We start from the raw sequence: 19,785 nt of genomic DNA, 5'->3' as shown, positions 1-19,785 counted from the left end.
TAAAAATCTTTGAGGTTTTTTATTTCTTAATAAATTGTAAAATCTGCAATCTAGATATTTAAATCCGCTTACCTTTGTGGCTGAAAAGAAAAAATTATGATGAACGCAAGAACTGCCGAACACTCTAGAACAGTAATGACAGATTTAGTTTTACCTAGTGAAACTAATCCTTTAAACAACCTTTTTGGTGGCGAGTTGCTAGCTAGAATGGATCGTGCTGCTAGTATTAGCGCTAGACGACACTCTAGACGTATTGTTGTAACCGCTTCTGTAAACCACGTCGCATTTAACAAAGCTGTCCCTTTAGGAAGTGTTGTAACTGTAGACGCTAAAGTCTCTAGAGCCTTTAAAAGTTCTATGGAAATATATATTGATGTATGGGTAGAAGACAGAGAGTCTGGAAATAGATCTAAAGCCAACGAAGCTATTTATACGTTTGTTGCTGTGGACGAAACCGGAACACCTGTTGCTGTACCAGAGTTAATACCTGAAACAGATTTAGAAAAAGAACGATACGCTGCTGCTTTAAGACGTAAACAATTAAGTTTACTATTAGCAGGAAAAATAAAACCTAACGATGCTACAGAGCTTAAGGCTTTGTTTGAATAGAAACAAAAAACCCAATGCAATGCATTGGGTTTTTTATTGTTTAATATGCTGTAAAATACAATCCTGTTACATCTTATAAATCCATTCTGCAGGATTTACAGATTTGTCGTTTTTATATAAACTAAACCATAAAATAGTTTCGCCATCTCCATTGGTAAACACCTCTCCTATTTCTTGTTTAGAAACCACTTTGTCACCTGGTTTAACAGATATTTTCTTTAGGTTATGATACGCCGTAATGTAATTACCATGCTTAATTAAAACCGTTGGATTTCCTCTTTTCTGAACTATAATTTTTAAAACTTCGCCTTTAAATACCGTTCTTACAATTGCATTTTCTTCGGTAGCAATACGCACACCAGTACTATTTATTGATAGTGATGCATCAGTAGGATGACGCTGCACACCATACCTTACTTTAACCAAACCTTTCTCTACAGGCCAAACTAACTTTCCTTTATTACTTAAAAAATCTGCTGCCAAAATTTTAGCCTCAGGTGTTAAAGCAAATGTTGTGGACGATTTAGCTGTCGTGTTTTTTGTACCTGCTTTTTTGTTAGAATTAGCAATGGCTTCTTTAATAATACGGTCAATCTCACGATCAATCTCTCTAGCCTCTTTTTGCTTTTCTTTAATTTGTGCGGTATATTTATTTAGGTCCTTTTTAATAGAAGCCATGATAGTCTCATGCTGCTTCATATCTACTTCCAATGCTTTTTGCACCTCTCTGTTTTCTGCAATAAGTTTGTCTTTGTCCGCTTTTTGCTGGCCTAATTCTAAATTTAATGACTGCAATTTTAACGTCTTCTCTTTAATATTCTCGCCTTGTTCCTTTTGGTATTTAGAGTACTGATTCATGTACTGTAAACGTTTGTAGGCTTGTCTAAAATTATTAGACGATAGTAAAAACATCACACGACTTTGATTGCTTTTATTTTTGTAAGTATTACGGATTGTTTTTGCGTAATTATCCTTTAAAATAGTCAACTCTTCTCTTAAACTAGAAATCTTCTTTTGATTGGTATTTATAGACCGTGTAATTAAATTAGCTTGTTGGTTTGTGACTTTAATTAGGTTACGTCTAACGCTTAATTTGTAATTAACATCCTCTATTAAAGACGTCTGACTTTTCTGTTTTGATTGATTTGAAAACAACAAATTATTAATTTGTTTAATTTGGTTTTTAATCTCTAAACGCTGTGCTTCTAGTTGATCTATTTTGTTTTTTTGCGCTAAAGCGGAAGTACTGCCAAGCACTATAAAACAGAAAACTGGCAAAAGGAGTAAACGAAGCTTCATAAATTACAACTCTATTTTTTTATAACCAGAAGGAATAGTAAACGGAAAACGAATCTTCTCGTTTAGCTTAACCGATTTTAACTCAAGATTAATCTCTAGTTGTTCTTGGTCTTCTATAGCTAGTATTTTGGTTTGTTCAGGTATTGTTTTTTTATCTACTTCTTGATACGTTAAGTAATCAATATGTAAAATACGCTTTTCTTGAGGTTGCGCTATTTCTTGAGAGTCCATTTTAAAATGACTTGGGTTTACAAATAAAAATAACTCGAACAACTCGCGTTGCTTTTTAGGTTGCAGTATATACGATTTATCGTTTGCAGACAAGTCGTATTTATCATCGTTTAAATCAAAAAGAGATTGACCTAATAACATATTTTGTACTTTATCAAAATCTAAATCTGTACCTAAAAGATCACTTAAATAAGCAAAATCGCCATCAAAATAAGTGTTGTCCCATTTGTTATAAAACGCTACTCTAGTTGGTGTAATTAACGCCCTAACAATACTAACAGGTGTAGACGTAATTAATATTTTTTTATCTTTTTCTATTTTAAGACTAACGGTATGATTTTGCGATTTTCCTTTTTGGATAACCTCTATTTTTAGTCTTGCGAATAACGTTGTAAAATCAATACCTGCTTTGGTGCTATTTTTAATAAGTTGTTTAGCGGTTAATTTAGTATTTATCTCTCCATTAGACACTACTGTTTTAACCCCTTTACAGCCAGTAAATATTACGGCTATAAGCAGTATTACAAAAGATATGCGGGTTTTTAATGCCATTAATTTGATCCTTCTAATTTGTTAGCTTTATCTGTAAACGTTTTTGCTTTAGATAAATTGTTGTTTGCGGTATAGGCTTTAGCTAATTGCTTATAAAAATCTATTTCCATTTTTGTGTCTTCAATAATATAATCTAATCCCATTTCTAGGCTATTAATAGCATCCTTTGGACGGTTTAAATAATTTAAAGCAACACCATTGGCCAGATACAAAACAGGTTGCGATGGAAATATCTCTAATCCTTCCGCACTTTTTTGTTCTGCTTGGGTAAACTGTTGTAAATCTATATGCAACAGTATAATGTTTCGTAAAATACCAAAATTTTCTTCTTCCTTTTGAAGTGCTTCTTCGTAAAAATTAAGTGCTTTTTGCTTTTCACCTTTAAGTAAATAATACTGCGCTAATTCGACTAAAGTCTTACCACTAGATTCAATTTTAGTCAACATAGATGTTACATCTACCAAATCCTGTTCGTATTGTTGGTTTTTAGCCACAAATTTGACAAAATCAGCCAACACCTTAATTTTAGATTCTGGATTGATCTGACTGCTTTGTAAAGCTATTTTCATGGATTTGATTGCTTTATCATTGCTACCTTCCTGAAGATAAAATTTATAAAGCGCTAAATGCACTAACTCTGACTTTGGATTAACTTCCAAAAGTTTTTTAGCAGTTTCAAATGCTTTTTTAAGTTCGCCACTTTCACTATAGCGGTATATTAACCTTAAATAAGTGTCTTCAGAATCTGGATGCTTATCCACACGTTCTTCTAGATTTTCTATTTGATCCTTTTTTTGCCCCGTAGCATTATAAATTCTGTTTCTTAAAATATCACGATCTTTAGTAATACCTAACTCCTCATCTAACTCGTCAAGTACTTTTAAGGCTTCTTTAAAATCGCCGGTTTGCATATAGATATTAGCTAAATCTTCTCTATAGCTAGGATGATATTTTACTAATTGCTTTACCGTTTTAATGGCTTTTTTGTATTCTTTTTGCTGAATGTAAGTCGAGTATAACTCATCCAGAAACCACTCGTTATCCGGAATTTTACTGACAGCAATCTTAAGCGCATCTTCTGCTGCACCAAAGTTTTTTAGGTTATTATAATTTTTACCTAATTCAAAATACAAAATAGCATCAGAATCGTCCATCTCTATACACTCCAGTAAATTATCTACTGCGCGTTGGTAATTCTCAATCCCTTTTTGCTTTAAAGCTTCAAAAAAATGTTCTTGATATGCATCAGACACATCACCTAAATCGTCATCAGGTTTAGCATTTAAATCCTCTTGCGCACTACTAACTTGCGGAAACAAAAGTGTCCCGAAGCAAATAAGTACTATGTAAAATTGTCTTTTCATTTTTAAAGATTCTTCGCTATGCTCTTAATGACGTGGTTTACGTAATAGTCTGTAGTATTACATTATTATGATTCTAATACTGAGTAATCTCCGATACTAATTTTAGTGAATTTACCATCAAACTTAACATGATTACCAATCATAGCTTCGTCTAAATTAGCATTTTTTATAGTAGTATGGTTTTGTATTAGGCTATTTTTAACTGTTGAATCCTCTATAACACAGTTATTTCCAACAGATACAAATGGTCCAATTGTTGTGTTTTTAAGCACTACGTTTTCTCCAATATAACAAGGTTCTATAATTGTTGAATTTGTATTATTAACAGTAGATGCTATTAATTGCTCTTCTCCATCTGCTTTCAAAAATCCTAACATACGTTGGTTAGTTTCTAAGGTTATGGCTTTATTACCACAATCCATCCACTCACTAACTACTCCTGTTTTAAAGACTTTACCTTCAGCCATCATACCTTTAATACCATCGTTAATTTGGTATTCTCCACCATGTATAATATTATTATCTAACACGATTTGAAGTTGGTCCTTAAGTTGGCTTACCTCTTTAAAATAATAAATACCGATAACTGCTAAATCGCTAACAAACTGTTCTGGTTTTTCTACCAGTTCTATAATTTCTTTTTGATCATTTAATTTAACAACACCATAGGCTTCTGGCTGCTCTACTTGTTTAGCCCAAATAACTGCATCCGCGTCTGGATCTAAATTAAAATCAGCCCTAATTAACGTATCTGCATATGCAATTACTGCTGGACCAGATAATGAGTCCTTTGCACACATTATTGCATGACCTGTCCCTAAAGGTTGGTCTTGTCTGTAAATAGATGATTTGGCACCTAAACCTGTTGCTAACGCTTTTAAACTAGCCACAACATCCTCTCCAAACCAAGCTGGATCGCCTAAAACAAAAGCAATCTCTGTAATTGGTTGATTTAAAACTTTAGCAATATCTTTTACCAAACGGTGTACAATTGGTTGTCCTGCTACTGGAATTAATGGTTTTGGTACTGTTAAACTATGTGGTCTTAGACGAGATCCTCGTCCTGCCATAGGTACTATTATTTTCATATTATTAGTCTTCTGAAATTTGAATTTTATATTTTTTTGCTATTCTATTGAAAGCATCTACTTTTCCTTGATTTTCTAACTCTGTATACAATATTGAAATAAATTTCTCTGCATCTTTTATATAAGGTGAGTTTATTTTTTGATACAATAAATAAGCTTGCATCATATTATCTAAGGCATTTTCCATATCGTTATCTAACGCATAAATCCTACCTAAACCAAAATAAGTTTCAGGATTGTTTTCAAAAACCTTACCATATTGTCGATATGCTTTTTTTGCTTTATCAAATTGCTTTAAATAACCATAAGCTACCGCTATATTCATTAAAGGCATACCTCCTTTTGGATCAATTCTGAGTGATTTTTTATAACACTTTATAGCCTCTTTGTAATTTCCTAATTCTCTATACGTACGTCCTAGATTATCCCAAGCAAAAGCAAATGTTTTATCTTCTTTAACTGCTTTTTTATAGAGGCTGATTGCTTTTTTATAATTTTGATTATCAAAAGCAACCAATCCTTGGTTATAAAAATCCATTGCCTTGTCTTTATCAGAATAGGAATTTTCTGTTGTTTCGTCTTCTGCAAAATAAACCGTTTCCATATCCCCGCAAGTTTCTAAAAGATACGCTTCAATCTCTTCATAATCTGAATCAGAAACTAATGAAATATTTAAATTATCCGATGGTATTATTAGCGAATCTATTTTTGAAATATCTTCCAATTGCCTTAAGGTGTCACTTACTTTTTCAGACATCTCGGACATTGACTTACTTAACTGCCACGCCATATTAGCAGACGTAATGCATGATTTTATTTGTTCACTTTTCTCTTCAGTACTTAGATTTGTTTGAATTTTACCAATACAATCACAAGCATCATAAGCAACATCAACTATTTTCTCTGAGTTATCTTGTGCAAATCCAATGCTACTTATTAATAGCGCTATTAGTACTGTAATTGGTTTCATATTTGGTTTTATTTAGTTCCTGTACTTCCAAAGCCACCTTCACCCCTAGAGGTCTCAGATAATGTTTCTACTTCTAGCCATTCTGCACGCTCATGTTTAGCAATTACAAGTTGTGCGATGCGTTCTCCATTTTGAATAGTAAACATTGTATTAGATAGATTAACAAGAATCACACCAATCTCTCCTCTGTAATCAGCATCCACAGTTCCAGGTGCATTTAATACTGTTACTCCGTTTTTTGCTGCTAGACCACTTCTTGGTCTAACTTGTGCCTCAAAACCTATTGGTAACTCTATAAATAAGCCTGTTTTAACGATTGTACGTTCTAATGGTTGCAATTGTATTGCTTCTGTTATATTAGCTCTTAAATCTAATCCTGCAGACGCTATGGTTTCATAATGTGGCAATGCATGACTAGACTTATTTATTATTTTAATTTGCATAATTATATTGAATTTGCTCTGAAGTACAGAACCGTTTAATTACTTTTTAATAATCGTATTATTTCTTTTTTTTCAAAAAGCGCTATTAGTCCCAAAAATACTAAAACTAATATAGTATTTATATAATAATTAGCGTCGGTACTTAAAGCAACTAGAGACAATACTATTGCAATGGATAAATAGCCAAGAATCTGTTTTAGATTATAAGGTACTGGATAGTATTTTTGACCTAAAAGATAAGACAAAACCATCATAGTTCCATAAGCCGCCAATGTTACCCAAGCTGCTGCCATAAAACCAAATTTTGGTATCAAAATTAAATTGAAACTGATGGTTACAATTGCACCAATAATTGACAAATACATACCGTACCTAGTCTTATCCGTCAACTTATACCAAATACCTAAGTTAAAATAAATACCTAAACATAAATTGGCAAGCAATACGATAGGAACAATTTGCATCGCTTCCCAATAACTTGAATCTTTTACCAACCACGCTTTAAAAATGTCTAAATAAGCAATTATAAATACTAACATTAGACTACCAGCAATTACAAAATACTTCATTATTAACGCATAGGTCTGTTTTGCGTTTTTCTCCTTGGCATGAGAAAAGAAAAAAGGCTCTGCTCCTAAACGGAAAGCTTGTATAAAAATGGTCATAAATACTGCTATTTTATAACAACCACTATAAGCACCATTAATATCCTTATCTAATAAGTGAGGAATAATCCATTTGTCAAAATTTTCGTTAACCACATAGGCTAAACCTGCAACCATAATAGGCCATCCATAACCAAGTAGTTGCTTAAATATAGTTTTACTAAACTGTAATTTTACTTTAAAAAAATAAGGTATAAGTAATAAGAAAGTAACTGCACTAGCCGCCAAATTAGAAATAAAAATATACTGTACTAAATTGGATGGCTCATAATTAGGGAAGTTTATACCAAACTTGGGTATAGCCCAAAAGAAAAAATAGTTTAACACTACAAAAATCACAATATTACTAAGCTTAACAGCTGCAAAGCGCATTGGTCGTCCTGTTGCACGTAAGTAAGCAAACGGTGCGACTACCAATACATCTAAAACCAAAATGCCAATTAATAAATTAAAATACGTTTGATTTAAATCTAACCAATTTGCTAACTGAGAACTAAAACACAATACAACAACAAGAAACGTAACTGTAGTGACTATTAAACTAATAAACGTAGTCGAAAAAATTTTATCCTTCTCTTGAGATTTACTAAAAAATCTAAAAAAAGCGGTCTCCATCCCATAAGTTAACAATACATTAAAAAAAGAGGCATAGACATAAAACTCTGTCGTATCTGAATAGCTAACTGTTTCTAATTTACCTGTGTGTAGTCTGACCAAAAGGATATTCATCAGACGAGGTAAAACCGTAGCTAAACCATAAATTATTGTGTCTTTAAAAAACTTTTTTAGAACGCTCAATGTGTTTTATAATTTGAATTAAAAGAGTCTGTTTGTAACCAAGAAAATAAAGGCTAAATACTAGTTATTGCTTATTACGGTTTCTTGGTGGCGCACTTGGATATTGTTGCATTTGTTTTTCAACAATATTATCTATTTTAAAATACTTGGTTATACCATTTTCTATATAACTAATTACTGCTTGATTATCATTTAACTCAAAAGGCATTTCTGTAGTACTAGCTTTAAAATCTTCCCTTTGATTGGCTTCTGTAATAATACGTCCCATAAACAAACTACCATTACTTGGTTGTGATTGCAATAATACTTTTTGTCCTCTAAAATATAAGCTATCTAATTTTACAGACTGTAATGCTGTTGTCACAGGAATAAATACATTTATACCAGAACCACCACCTTGAATACCTGCGATCCATTTTTGGTAATACGCCTTACTAGTTTTAAAGGGTGCGTCTTGCTCTAATTTTTGAGCAGAACTACACTGTACAAAAAACAAACTGGCTAAAACAGAAACACTTAAATATTTAAAAAATTGCATGATAAATTGTATTTAGTATAAAGGTACTTAATCAAAACGTATTCCATAAAAAAACCTTATTCAAATTGAATAAGGTTTTAATAAAATTATAAAATAAAACACTTAGTATACTATGTGCTCCTATTATCTTAGTTATTTAATGCTTCTGCACCACCAACAATCTCAAGGATCTCATTAGTAATAGAGGCTTGACGTGCTTTGTTGTAAGTTAACTTAAGTTGATCTCTTAACTCAGTAGCATTATCTGTTGCCTTGTGCATTGCTGTCATACGCGCACCATGCTCTGAAGCAAAACTATCTCTTATACCTTTGTATAATTGAGTCTTAAGTGACTTTGGTATTAACTCCTCAATAATTTCTAGCTTAGATGGCTCAAAGATATAATCAGAATTAGCTTCTACTTCACCTTCCATTGGAATAATTGGTAAAAACTGCTCAGTCATTACTATTTGAGTTGCTGCATTTTTAAATTTATTGTAAACGATTTCAATTTTATCAAATTCGCCTTCACTAAATTTATTCATTAACATCTCTGCAATATCAGCAACGTTATTGAATGTTAAATCATCAAATATTCTGCTTTGATTTTCGATAACAAGTCCCTTTTTAGAAAATGCATCGTTAGACTTTTTTCCTATTGCTAAAACAGATACTTTTTTACCTGCATACACATTAGAAATCAAGTTTTGTGTTTGCTTAATAATGTTAGAATTAAAAGCACCACATAAACCTCTATTAGAGGTTATAGATACAATTAATACATTATTAACGTCGCGTTGTTCAGCAAATTTACTTCCTGCATCTTCATCTAAAGTTGCACTTAAACTTTGTAAAAGCTCAGTTAACTTGTCCGAATAAGGTCGCATTGCTGTAATAGCATCTTGAGCTTTTTTCAATTTAGCAGCAGATACCATTTTCATGGCACTAGTAATCTGCATCGTTGAAGATACTGAAGCTATTCTGTTACGTATTTCTTTTAAATTAGCCATTTTTATTATCCTAAGTCCTTTCCTAAAAAAGGACTTTTTAAAATGTTATACTTTACAAACTCTCGTTTCTCTTTAAAAAGAGATAGGAAGAATACTATGCTCTATACTTAGCAGATAATTCTTTAGCAACAACTGTTAACACATCTGTAACTTCATCTGTTAATTTTCCAGCTTTTAAACTATCTAATATATTTCTATGTTTAGCATTTAAAAACTCTAAATAATCACGTTGAAATTCTTTAACTTTTTCAACAGGAACATCTTTTAATAAGTTTTTAGAACCAGCATAAATAATTGCTACTTGATCTTCAACTTTAAAAGGATCGTTTTGTGCTTGCTTTAAAATCTCAACATTACGTTTTCCTTTGTTGATTACATTTAAAGTAACTGCATCTAAATCTGAACCAAACTTAGCGAAAGCTTCAAGCTCACGGTATTGTGCTTGATCTAGTTTTAAAGTACCAGACACCTTTTTCATTGATTTAATCTGTGCATTACCTCCAACACGAGATACAGAAATACCTACGTTAATTGCTGGACGAACACCAGAGTTAAATAAATCTCCATCTAAGAAAATTTGCCCATCTGTAATAGAAATTACGTTAGTAGGGATATATGCCGAAACGTCTCCTGCTTGTGTTTCAATAATTGGCAAAGCAGTAAGAGAACCACCACCTTTTACGATTGGTTTTAATGAATCTGGTAAATCATTCATCTCTCTTGCAATTGCATCATTATTAATGATTTTTGCAGAACGTTCTAATAATCTTGAGTGTAAATAAAATACATCTCCAGGATACGCCTCACGTCCCGGTGGACGTCTTAATAATAAAGATACCTCACGGTAAGCAACTGCTTGTTTTGATAAATCATCAAATACAATTAAAGCTGGTCTACCAGTATCTCTAAAATACTCTCCAATAGATGCTCCTGTAAACGGTGCATATACCTGCATTGCTGCTGGATCTGATGCGTTAGCTGCTACTATCGTAGTATACGCTAATGCTCCTTTTTCTTCTAATGTTTTAGCAATAAGTGCTACTGTTGCAGCCTTTTGACCAATTGCAACATATATACAATATACAGGTTCTCCTGCATCGTAAAATTCTTTTTGATTTAAGATAGCATCAATACAAACTGCAGTTTTACCTGTTTGTCTGTCACCAATAACTAACTCACGTTGTCCTCTACCAACTGGGATCATAGCATCAATAGCTTTAATTCCTGTTTGTAATGGCTCTGTTACTGGCTCTCTGTAGATAACTCCTGGTGCTTTACGCTCTAGAGGCATCTCATAAGTTGTTCCAGTAATTGGTCCTTTACCATCAATTGGGTTACCTAGTGTATCTACAACACGTCCAACAATACCTTCACCTACTTTAACAGATGCGATACGATTAGTACGTTTTACTGTAGATCCTTCTCTAACTCCTACTGAAGTTCCTAAAAGTACAATACCTACATTATCTTCTTCAAGGTTAAGTACGATACCTTCTAATCCACCGTCGAATTCTACTAATTCACCATATTGTGCGTTAGCTAATCCGTAAGCTCGTACAATACCATCACCTACTGTTAATACTGTTCCAACCTCGTCTAATGAAGCGCTAGCTTCAAAACCTGAAAGTTGTTGTTTTAAGATTGCTGATACTTCAGCTGGTTTTACTTCTGCCATCTTTATTGATATTTAGACCCTTCGACAAACTCAGGGTAAGTCTTAGTTTATTGTAAATTCTCTTTTTAACTTGCTTAATTGGTCAGCGATACTAGCATTATACTGTGTATCTCCAACTCTTAGAATAAAACCACCTAAAATGCTTTCATCTACTATATTTTTAATTGCTGCCTCTTTACCTGTAAGCTCCTTAACTTTTGCTAAAACTTTAGCTTCTAAAGCTTCTGTTAAAGGCACTGCTGTAGTAACGGTTGCAATTTGACTACCTTTTTGTTGCTCAAACAAAGTTATAAACTTTGAGGCTACATGTGGTAATAGGTCTACACGCTTATTAGTAATTAAAGTATCTATTAAATTAACCGTTGCCTGGTTAATACCTTTAAAAATTTCTAATAACGCTGATTTTTTAATACTTGCACTAATTACAGGACTGTAAAGCATGTCTTTTAAGTCTTTACTTTGCGCTACTGTATTATTTATTAGCTCCATGTCAGTATTTACAGCCTCAGCTATATTATTATCTGTAGCTAAACTTAAAACCGCTTTTGCGTAACGTATTGCTGCTCTTTCTCCTGCCATGTTTTGACTAGTTTAATTTAGCATCATTTAACATAGACTCTACTAATTGTAGTTGTTTGTCTTTGTTAGATAATTCTTGACCTACTACTTTTTCTGCAATTTGTAAAGATAAACCTGCAACATGACCTTTTAATTCTGCCATAGCTGCTTTCTTTTCGCTTTCAATAGCAGCTTGTGCTTGAGCAATCATATTGTTTGCTTGTGCTTGAGCTTCCGTTTTAGCGTCTTCAATCATTTTATTCTTTAATTCTCTTGCTTCTTTAAGCATAGACTCACGTTCTGCACGTGCTTCTTTTAATAACTTCTCGTTATCTGCTTGAAGATTTTGCATTTCTAATTTAGCATTTTCAGCTGAGTCTAATGCATTTTGTATACCGTCTTCACGAGTTTGTAAAGCGTCTAGAATAGGCTTCCATGCAAATTTTCTCATTAATATAATTAATATTAATAAGATAACACCTTGCATTACAAACAAGCCTACTGAAAAATCGTTTAATAAAGTTTCCATACTATATAGATTACTATAATTGTCTTTTTGTTTAATTTAAAACAGTTTCTGCAACCAACCGTTGCAGAAAGCTGTTTCTTTTTGTTTTAGGATTATGCTCCTAAGATTAACGCACCGAATGCTAAACCTTCTAATAAGGCTCCGATAATGATCATTGCAGTTTGGATTTTTCCAGCTGCTTCAGGTTGACGAGCAATACCTTCCATTGCTTTTCCTCCAATTTGACCTAATCCGATTCCTCCACCGATTACGATTAACCCTGCTCCAATTAAATTGTACATACTAATTTGGTTTTATAAATATTAATTAAACAAATTCTTGTTAGTGATGATCGTCGTGTTCTTCGACTGCCATTCCTATAAATAACGATGATAACATCGTGAAAATAAACGCTTGTAAAAAGGCTACTAAAATTTCAATAACCGAAATAAATAATGCCAACACTAAAGACATCCCTGTTGATCCAACAGCTCCAAATGATTCTTTCATTGTTATCATTAATGCTATTAAGCTCATTACAACAAAGTGACCTGCTGTCATGTTTGCAAATAAACGAACTAATAATGAGAAAGGTTTAATTAAAATAAAACCTACTAACTCTATTACTGCTAATATTGGACGTAAAATTACAGGCACCCCTGGCATCCATAATGTGTGCTTCCAAAAATCTTTACTTGCACTAAATAAATATATAACTGCTGTAAAAATTGCTAAACATGCTGTTACTGCAATCTGACCTGTAACGTTAAATCCTATTGGTGTTAATCCTAATAAGTTTAAGATCCAGATAAAGAAAAATACAGTTAGTAAAAACCCCATAAATTTACGGTATTTTTTCTCTCCAATATTTGGCTTTGCAATATCATCTCTTACATATATTACTAAAGGCTCTAAAACTCTACTAATACCTTTTGGTACTGAATGTCCTTTTTTATACCCTCTTGCTAATGCACTAAAACCTAATAACATTAAAACTCCAGTTAATAACATTCCAACTACAGATTTTGTGATTGAAAAATCTATAACTTTATGTGCATTTGTTGGATGATGTTTCTCATCAAAAGCTACTGTTGTTGCTCCTGCATCCAACTCGTATATTTTACTGTGTAGTTTTACTAAACGTGTATCTCCTTTAGTTACAATTTCGCTTCCACTATCATCATGATGAAAAGCAGAAGACATAAATGTTTTTAAACCATCTTTAGTCCAAACGATAACTGGTAATGGAAAACTATAATGCGTTCCAGACTCATTATGAGTGAAAAAGTGAAAATCATGAGAATCTTTTAAGTGATGTTTGATATACTCCTTAATTTCTTGAGCAGTGTTCACTTGATTCCCTGGTTCTTGTTTAGTATCGTCTCCATAAGAAGAGACTGAAAATAACATTAGAACTAATATTGTTATAAAATTGATAGATTTTTTTGCCAACATCATACTTTTTGTAACTAATAAATTTATGGTCTGTAAATTTTGTGCAAATGTAAGTAATAATTTAAAAAGGTAAACGCTTTTTTTAATTAGATTTTTTTTATGTCCAACCTTATCGCTATAACACTATACTTCACACACTTACTTGCTTTTTAATAATTTGGCAATACAAGCTGTTTCTGCTATTAAAAACAAAAAAAACGGTATTACTAAGCCTAAACGATCTGTTAAGGTCAAATCTTTGATTGAAAAGATGGTGCTTTTAAATAATAATATAAAAGTTCCTATTTTTAAAAACATCAATGTAAGATAAGCTGTCCCTATTTGGTTAGGCATTTTATCGTGTATAATCTCAATACCTAAATAGACTATTAAAACAGCAATCCCATGAAAAATATAAAGCTTTTGTAAAGAGTACGGTACGTTATCGTCCGTTAAGTAGCTTTGAAGATTATAGGCTACTACTAATATTACAAGTATTGAAGCAACGACATATAAAATACGTTTATTCATTTTTGTTTTTTTGATTGTTAGTGATTTTTATAACTTGTTTGATTACCGCATACATGGCTATAAACACAGCTATTAATGTTATTGTTTTAAAATAAAATTGATTGTCGCTACCATAATTAGTATCCAACCAACTACCCAATAGACTTCCTAGCCAAATGGTAATTCCCATTTGGAATGCTATTGAAGTAAACCTAATATAAGGATTAAGCTGTTTTTTTGGTTTTCGAGCCACTATTTAGATCTTTTACAGTGGTTTTCATAACGCAAGACACATTAAAAGTTGCCCCAGGCTCTACCGCTAATTTCTGAGTAATTACATCCCCTTCGATATACGCTGTAGATTTTAACGTAAGTGTTTCTGTAAGCTCTAAAGTACCGGTAAGTTTACCTTCAAAATACGCATTACTACACTTTAATTTCCCTATTATTTCTCCTTCTTTACCAATAACAACTTTTCCAGAAGTTTCTATATTACCTTCTATTGTACCGTCAACTCTTATATCACCATCACTAAAAAAGTCTCCTACTATTTTTGTGCCTTTTGCTATTATATTTTGAATAGAAAACTGCTCTTGCTGCTTGTTTTTCATTTTAAAGGGAAATTATTTAATTGCTAAATATTCGTTTAGATTTTTATGTATTTGAAGCGTCTTATAGTTATCAGACGAAATTCCAAAATAAGGTCTGCTAATTTTATACTTATCCTCTGCTTTCAATATATCTGCAAAGCCTTTTGCGCCTTCAACACTTTTTAAACCATGCACAACAACAAATGTTGTTTCTGCATTAAATATATCTACAGACGTTGACATATTATAATACGTAATTTTTTGCGTTACCTCATCCAAAATCTCTTTGAAGCTACTAATGGCTTCTAACTCATTGTTACTAAACTGAAACACGACTTTAAACTTAGTAGACTCAGTATCTGGTTTAAACGTTTTATCACTAACCGATTTTAAGCTAGCTATAATAGATTGCGCCTGAATGGCTTCTTCTGTATTAGCAAATGTTAAAGCAACATCGTTAAGCCCATCAATATAGGCTTGATATCCGTTTAATCTTCCCTCTGCAGTTGCTTTAAGCAATGCAAATTTAGGAACCATACCATCACCATCAAAAAAGGACATATACTTTTTAGAACGCGTAATGACTTGCTGGTATTCTTGTCCTTCTAATAACTTATAAGTGTCTTCATATAAACTTTCCGGACTACTATCATCTCTTGTTGCTGCTAATTCTGGGTTTTTCAAAATCTCAGCATATCTAGAATTTGCATGATTAGCAATAATGTCTGCTTTGGCGATAGAAGCCTCATCATTTTGTCCTAAGATCTCGTAAATCTTAAACAAATTATATTTTGATGGTAAGACTAATTTCTCTTCTGGATTACTATCTAATAAGTTTAAAAATTTACTTTTAGACAAGTTATACTCTTTAAACTTCTCTTTATAGATTAACCCTAATTGGTAATACGCATAATTACGATCTTTTTTAATGCTATCTAACTCTTTTTCTGTTGAAGGTAGTTGCGACATATAAAAGTCAGGATTTAATAACACATTATCTTCATCCTCCAGTGCAGAGACATCTAAATCCGATTGATTAGCAAATCCTCCTGCTCTAGCAGAAGACCATCTCCAATTATCTTCATTTTTACGATCTCCCCAAATACGTGAAAATTCGTTTTTACCATATGCAACAGTACTTGGATTATAAAAGTAAAAGTTAGAACCCGCTCCTGGCAAACCACCTCTTGGTGTGATTGTATTATTAAACAAATTGTCATTTGTTGCTAATCCACTTTTACGTGCTTCTATTTCTAATTTTTCTTTTACTGCTTCTAAGCGCTGTTTTAATGTATTGGTGTAGTCTGTAAAAAACGCTAAACGTTCTGCTTCCGGCATTTTTACTAGTCTAAGAATACTGTCATTAACCTCAGCAATACCTTCGTAATAAATAACATCATCTAAGTTTTCGCGTTTACGCTTAATAGTACGGAATGGCTTACTGTTTTCTACCATGCTTGTCATTGTACTATCAAAGTACGCACCTGCAAATTTGTAGTTGTTTCTGTCAAAGTAAAAATCGCCTAAAGTCTCATAGTTTTTAGCAACTAAAATTCTATCCTTAGATTTTTCTCTTAAAGACTTATTGTAATACGCAACCGCTAAAGAATCTGATTTATTAGCTAAATGATACTCGCCAATTTGATGATAAATCTTATCTAAATATGGACGATTTTCTCTATCTTTTTCTAACTTACTTAAGTGCTTTAAAAATGCTATTTTATCACCTTTATCGTAATCAAAGTTTTTTGCTTTTTCTATTTGAGCCGCCATTAAGTAACGACGTGGAATTTTTCGGTTTAAGTCAATAACCTCATCAAATGCAAGGTTAGCACTGTCTTTATAAGTTAGCACATTGTAAAGTTGTCCTTTTATAAAGTTGAAACGTCCTTTTTCGTCATTAACTTTAGTTGCTTTTGATGCAATTTTAATTTGGGTTAATGCGCTGTCTAAAGATTTTGTGTTAATATAAGCTTGTGCTAAGATTGAAGTCGCATCTGCTAATTCTTGTCCTTCTAACTCTTCTTGCTCGATAAGACGTTTAAGATTTGTAATAGCCAGCTCGTCATTTTCTAAACGCATGTTGGTTTTTTCTCTCCATACCTTTGCAGTGTTAATCTTATCTGACGCTGGATATTTGTAAAGGATGTAGTTAAAAGCTTCTAATGCTGGCACAAAACGTTGATCAAAATATCTTGCTTCTCCTAACAATAAATAAGCTTCGTCAATTTGCGGGTTATATTCTTTACCCTGAATATTCATTCCGTGTTTCTGAATTGCTTTTACCGCTTTTTCTTCTGCTTTTGTAAAATCTTGATTTTTTGATTGACCAGGCAATACAATCTCTTCACTAACTTGCATACGCTCTACCGGTAAAATCTCCCAATAGTTGTCCTTGTAGTCGTTGTTTAGATTATCTCGACCTTGTTTTAAGGCTTCAAAACCATTAAACAAAGCGTTATATTCTGCAGTAACTGCATGAAAACTACGATTTATGAAGCTGTTTTTTTTTCTTGAACAACTAGTGACTGTTGCTAAGATTAATCCCGAAACTATACAAATTTTTAATGCTATCTTCAATGCGGTTGTATTTTGTGTAATACATAACTAATTAATGCAGAAAATAGTATTAATACAGACTGCAAGTCCGTAAAAATAAGCATCTTTTTTACTTTTTTCGAAAAAATGAACTGAAACTTACCTTTAAGCCATGTCTACCGCACCCGAAAAGTGTGCTTCTAATTCTTTTAAAGTAGCCTCACTAGTTTGTATATCCTTAATTACGTGCCCCTTATCTAACACAACAATACGCTCGCACACATCTGTAACATGCATTAAATCATGACTAGACACCAACACTGTTACGCCTTTTGTCTCCGCTAAATCTTTAATAATTTCCTTTAGTCTAATTTGTGTTGTTGGATCTAAATTAGCAAAAGGTTCGTCTAAAATAATCACTTCAGGATTACCTATAAGCGCAGCAACAATACCTGCCTTTTTTTGGTTTCCTTTACTTAAATCGCGAAGATATTTTTTCTGACCAAGAATTTCGCCATGAAAGAAATCTGCAAACTGAGCCACTAAATTATCTACATCTTGCTTGTTTTGACCACGCAAATCACCGATAAAATAAAAGTATTCTTCTGGGGTTAAATAGCCTATCAAAAAACTTTCGTCTATAAATGCAGAAGTAAACGGTTTCCAGTCTTCACTTTGACTTACTAAAATACCATTGTTTTTAATATCTCCTGTTGTTGGTCTTATTAAATCTAAAAGCAAACTAAAATAGGTTGTTTTTCCTGCTCCATTATTACCTACAAGCCCAAAACTTTGACCTTTAGGAATGTCTAAACTAGAAATATTTAATACTTCTTTTCCGCTATATTTTTTTGAAAGATTTGTTGTTGTTATCATGATGTAGTAGTTGTAAAGGTTGATTTTATTGATTAATTGTCTTCATTAAAAGCTTTGACCATCTCATATTTAGAGGCCAAGTACTTTTTGGTAATAAAGCGCATTGTTTTTAGATGAAATATAATACCTATTAATCCTAAAGCTATTAGTGCAGAAATACCTGCATAAAAACCAACAAAATAGGTTAACGATCCAAAAACGGCTAGCGGAATTAATAACAACGGAATACCAATAATCCATTGTACTGCTCCAGTCCCTTGGTAGTTAAAAGCTGCACGTTGGTTTAGGTCTATTTTTTTTCGATTAAAAGACCCACCAAGCATAATTACGTAAGTATTAATACCAATATTATAGACGGCTGCTGCAAAATGTGCGACTAAGATTTTCCATCCAAAATACACATACGGTATACTTAACACAAACATGATAATAACGCTTAACATCATTAAGGTGTATTTAGATTTTAAATACTGCTCATACTTGATGTTCTGGCTCATTAACATTTTGTAATACCCACTATCCCATGCCGGAATAAATTGCCCAAAGTTGATTAAAAATATCCCTGTTACAAACACACCAATAAAACCATACATTATTGGCATATCTCTGTACATTGGTTGTGGGTAAAAAAACAATCCATACAAAAGTCCAATTACCAAAATAAACACTGCAGACCTTGGACGTTTATTACGCCAGATTAGTTTTAAATCTAATTGCATAAATGGTGCAACCTCTCCGAAACGTTTAGTCCAACCTAAATCTGAAGTCGTGACTTCTTTTATTTTTGTTTTAAGTGAATTGTCTAAGTATAATTTTTTGATCAGTATTTTATGATTAAAAACAAATAGCCCAATTAATATCGCCAAAAGCACCAATAAATACAAAGGATTATTAGTAATAGCTAACATGGCTGATGATAATAAATCAGCAAAATTGACAATATTAAAATGGTTTAACCCAAATAATGCTCCTGCAAAAAGTATGATTGGAAGGAATGAAAACTCTGTATCTGCCGAGAAACTTTCAATAATAAAATTTAAAAAATTATTAATCAACGTTAGTAATAGCATCGCTAACAACCATGTAATAACTCTAGTAACATCATAATCCTTTGTTATTAAAACAATACTAAATGGCACAATTGCAAATAAAGGCAGAAAGTTAAAAAAAGATAACGCAGACTTACCTAAAACATAATTAACCACTGTACGCCTTTTAATTGGCACGGTTAATAAAGGTTTTACGCTCATAACTGGTAGTTTTTGCAAGAAGAAGCGCAGCATTAAATCTGCTAAAAACCAGAAAAACAATAATGTATTGACCACCACAAAAGGATCTTTGTCTGGAAACGTATTTTTAAGCGCTGGATAAATAAAAACACCTAAAGACAAAAAGACAGCTATAAAATATAAGGCAAAAAACCCCATCAATATTTTTATAGCTAAGCCTTTACCAAAGTTGGAAGACCGTATAAAAGATTTCCATTCTAGACTTAAAAATTTACTAATCATAGTGGTTAATGTTTGGTTGGTTTAATAGATAAGTATACA

21 protein-coding genes are annotated in these 19,785 nt (G+C 32.4%); 1 reads left to right on the top strand and 20 read right to left on the bottom strand.

Annotated elements, in window-relative coordinates:
* Positions 1 to 99 precede the first annotated feature (99 nt).
* Positions 100 to 609, top strand: a complete 510-nt coding sequence (locus CXF54_RS05940; protein WP_090837261.1) for an acyl-CoA thioesterase — start codon at positions 100 to 102, stop codon at positions 607 to 609.
* A gap of 66 nt (positions 610 to 675) precedes the next feature.
* Here the strand turns inward: CXF54_RS05940 and CXF54_RS05935 are convergent, their stop codons facing one another.
* From CXF54_RS05935 to CXF54_RS05840, 20 genes are all read right to left on the bottom strand, one after another.
* The gene (locus CXF54_RS05935; RefSeq protein WP_101202840.1) at positions 676 to 1,908 is read right to left on the bottom strand and encodes a murein hydrolase activator EnvC family protein; all 1,233 of its coding nucleotides are present in this window, start codon (positions 1,906 to 1,908) and stop codon (positions 676 to 678) included.
* Positions 1,909 to 1,911: 3 nt separating this feature from the next.
* Positions 1,912 to 2,691: a DUF4292 domain-containing protein gene (locus tag CXF54_RS05930; protein ID WP_101202839.1), complete on the bottom strand. Its 780-nt coding sequence runs from the start codon at positions 2,689 to 2,691 to the stop codon at positions 1,912 to 1,914.
* The gene (locus CXF54_RS05925; protein WP_090837256.1) at positions 2,691 to 4,055 is read right to left on the bottom strand and encodes a tetratricopeptide repeat protein; all 1,365 of its coding nucleotides are present in this window, start codon (positions 4,053 to 4,055) and stop codon (positions 2,691 to 2,693) included. Before CXF54_RS05925 ends, CXF54_RS05930 begins: the two co-directional genes overlap by 1 nt.
* A gap of 65 nt (positions 4,056 to 4,120) precedes the next feature.
* Complete coding sequence (locus tag CXF54_RS05920) at positions 4,121 to 5,143, bottom strand: sugar phosphate nucleotidyltransferase (RefSeq protein WP_101202838.1); 1,023 nt, start codon at positions 5,141 to 5,143, stop codon at positions 4,121 to 4,123.
* Between the two features lie 4 nt (positions 5,144 to 5,147).
* Positions 5,148 to 6,113, bottom strand: coding sequence for a tetratricopeptide repeat protein (locus CXF54_RS05915; protein ID WP_101202837.1), 966 nt, complete (start codon positions 6,111 to 6,113; stop codon positions 5,148 to 5,150).
* Between the two features lie 8 nt (positions 6,114 to 6,121).
* Complete coding sequence (gene dut / locus CXF54_RS05910; protein ID WP_101202836.1) at positions 6,122 to 6,556, bottom strand: dUTP diphosphatase; 435 nt, start codon at positions 6,554 to 6,556, stop codon at positions 6,122 to 6,124.
* 35 nt (positions 6,557 to 6,591) lie between these two features.
* Positions 6,592 to 8,019: a polysaccharide biosynthesis C-terminal domain-containing protein gene (locus CXF54_RS05905; RefSeq protein WP_101202835.1), complete on the bottom strand. Its 1,428-nt coding sequence runs from the start codon at positions 8,017 to 8,019 to the stop codon at positions 6,592 to 6,594.
* A gap of 64 nt (positions 8,020 to 8,083) precedes the next feature.
* Entirely contained in the window at positions 8,084 to 8,557 is a 474-nt protein-coding gene (locus tag CXF54_RS05900; RefSeq protein WP_101202834.1) for a hypothetical protein, read from the bottom strand.
* Between the two features lie 128 nt (positions 8,558 to 8,685).
* Positions 8,686 to 9,546 carry an ATP synthase F1 subunit gamma gene (gene atpG, locus CXF54_RS05895; RefSeq protein ID WP_101202833.1) on the bottom strand — a complete coding sequence of 287 codons (861 nt, stop codon included), beginning with the start codon at positions 9,544 to 9,546 and terminating at the stop codon, positions 8,686 to 8,688.
* 94 nt (positions 9,547 to 9,640) lie between these two features.
* Entirely contained in the window at positions 9,641 to 11,221 is a 1,581-nt protein-coding gene (atpA, locus tag CXF54_RS05890; RefSeq protein WP_090837245.1) for a F0F1 ATP synthase subunit alpha, read from the bottom strand.
* 42 nt (positions 11,222 to 11,263) lie between these two features.
* On the bottom strand, positions 11,264 to 11,800 hold the full coding sequence (atpH, locus tag CXF54_RS05885) for an ATP synthase F1 subunit delta (protein WP_090837244.1): 537 nt from the start codon (positions 11,798 to 11,800) through the stop codon (positions 11,264 to 11,266).
* 7 nt (positions 11,801 to 11,807) lie between these two features.
* On the bottom strand, positions 11,808 to 12,308 hold the full coding sequence (locus tag CXF54_RS05880) for a F0F1 ATP synthase subunit B (protein WP_090837242.1): 501 nt from the start codon (positions 12,306 to 12,308) through the stop codon (positions 11,808 to 11,810).
* A gap of 92 nt (positions 12,309 to 12,400) precedes the next feature.
* Positions 12,401 to 12,589 carry an ATP synthase F0 subunit C gene (gene atpE, locus CXF54_RS05875; RefSeq protein WP_090837241.1) on the bottom strand — a complete coding sequence of 63 codons (189 nt, stop codon included), beginning with the start codon at positions 12,587 to 12,589 and terminating at the stop codon, positions 12,401 to 12,403.
* 40 nt (positions 12,590 to 12,629) lie between these two features.
* A complete protein-coding gene (gene atpB, locus CXF54_RS05870) occupies positions 12,630 to 13,697 on the bottom strand; it encodes a F0F1 ATP synthase subunit A (protein WP_394364786.1) in 1,068 nt (355 codons plus the stop codon).
* A gap of 183 nt (positions 13,698 to 13,880) precedes the next feature.
* Positions 13,881 to 14,252 carry a DUF6168 family protein gene (locus CXF54_RS05865; RefSeq protein WP_101202832.1) on the bottom strand — a complete coding sequence of 124 codons (372 nt, stop codon included), beginning with the start codon at positions 14,250 to 14,252 and terminating at the stop codon, positions 13,881 to 13,883.
* On the bottom strand, positions 14,245 to 14,484 hold the full coding sequence (locus CXF54_RS05860; protein WP_262496848.1) for an AtpZ/AtpI family protein: 240 nt from the start codon (positions 14,482 to 14,484) through the stop codon (positions 14,245 to 14,247). The genes CXF54_RS05865 and CXF54_RS05860 overlap by 8 nt, the downstream gene beginning before the upstream one ends.
* Complete coding sequence (locus CXF54_RS05855) at positions 14,456 to 14,842, bottom strand: polymer-forming cytoskeletal protein (protein ID WP_090837233.1); 387 nt, start codon at positions 14,840 to 14,842, stop codon at positions 14,456 to 14,458. Before CXF54_RS05855 ends, CXF54_RS05860 begins: the two co-directional genes overlap by 29 nt.
* Before the next feature lie 12 nt (positions 14,843 to 14,854).
* Positions 14,855 to 17,401, bottom strand: coding sequence for a tetratricopeptide repeat protein (locus CXF54_RS05850; protein WP_101202831.1), 2,547 nt, complete (start codon positions 17,399 to 17,401; stop codon positions 14,855 to 14,857).
* A 123-nt stretch (positions 17,402 to 17,524) separates the two neighbouring features.
* The gene (locus CXF54_RS05845) at positions 17,525 to 18,235 is read right to left on the bottom strand and encodes an ABC transporter ATP-binding protein (RefSeq protein ID WP_101202830.1); all 711 of its coding nucleotides are present in this window, start codon (positions 18,233 to 18,235) and stop codon (positions 17,525 to 17,527) included.
* Positions 18,236 to 18,267: 32 nt separating this feature from the next.
* On the bottom strand, positions 18,268 to 19,746 hold the full coding sequence (locus tag CXF54_RS05840; RefSeq protein WP_101202829.1) for a DUF5687 family protein: 1,479 nt from the start codon (positions 19,744 to 19,746) through the stop codon (positions 18,268 to 18,270).
* Positions 19,747 to 19,785 lie beyond the last annotated feature (39 nt).

The organism is Olleya sp. 1-3 (assembly GCF_002836085.1).
Taxonomy (GTDB): Bacteria; Bacteroidota; Bacteroidia; order Flavobacteriales; family Flavobacteriaceae; genus Olleya; species Olleya namhaensis.
The sequence above is the reverse complement of the archived record's forward strand: the minus strand, read 5'-3'. Positions and strand labels throughout refer to the sequence as shown.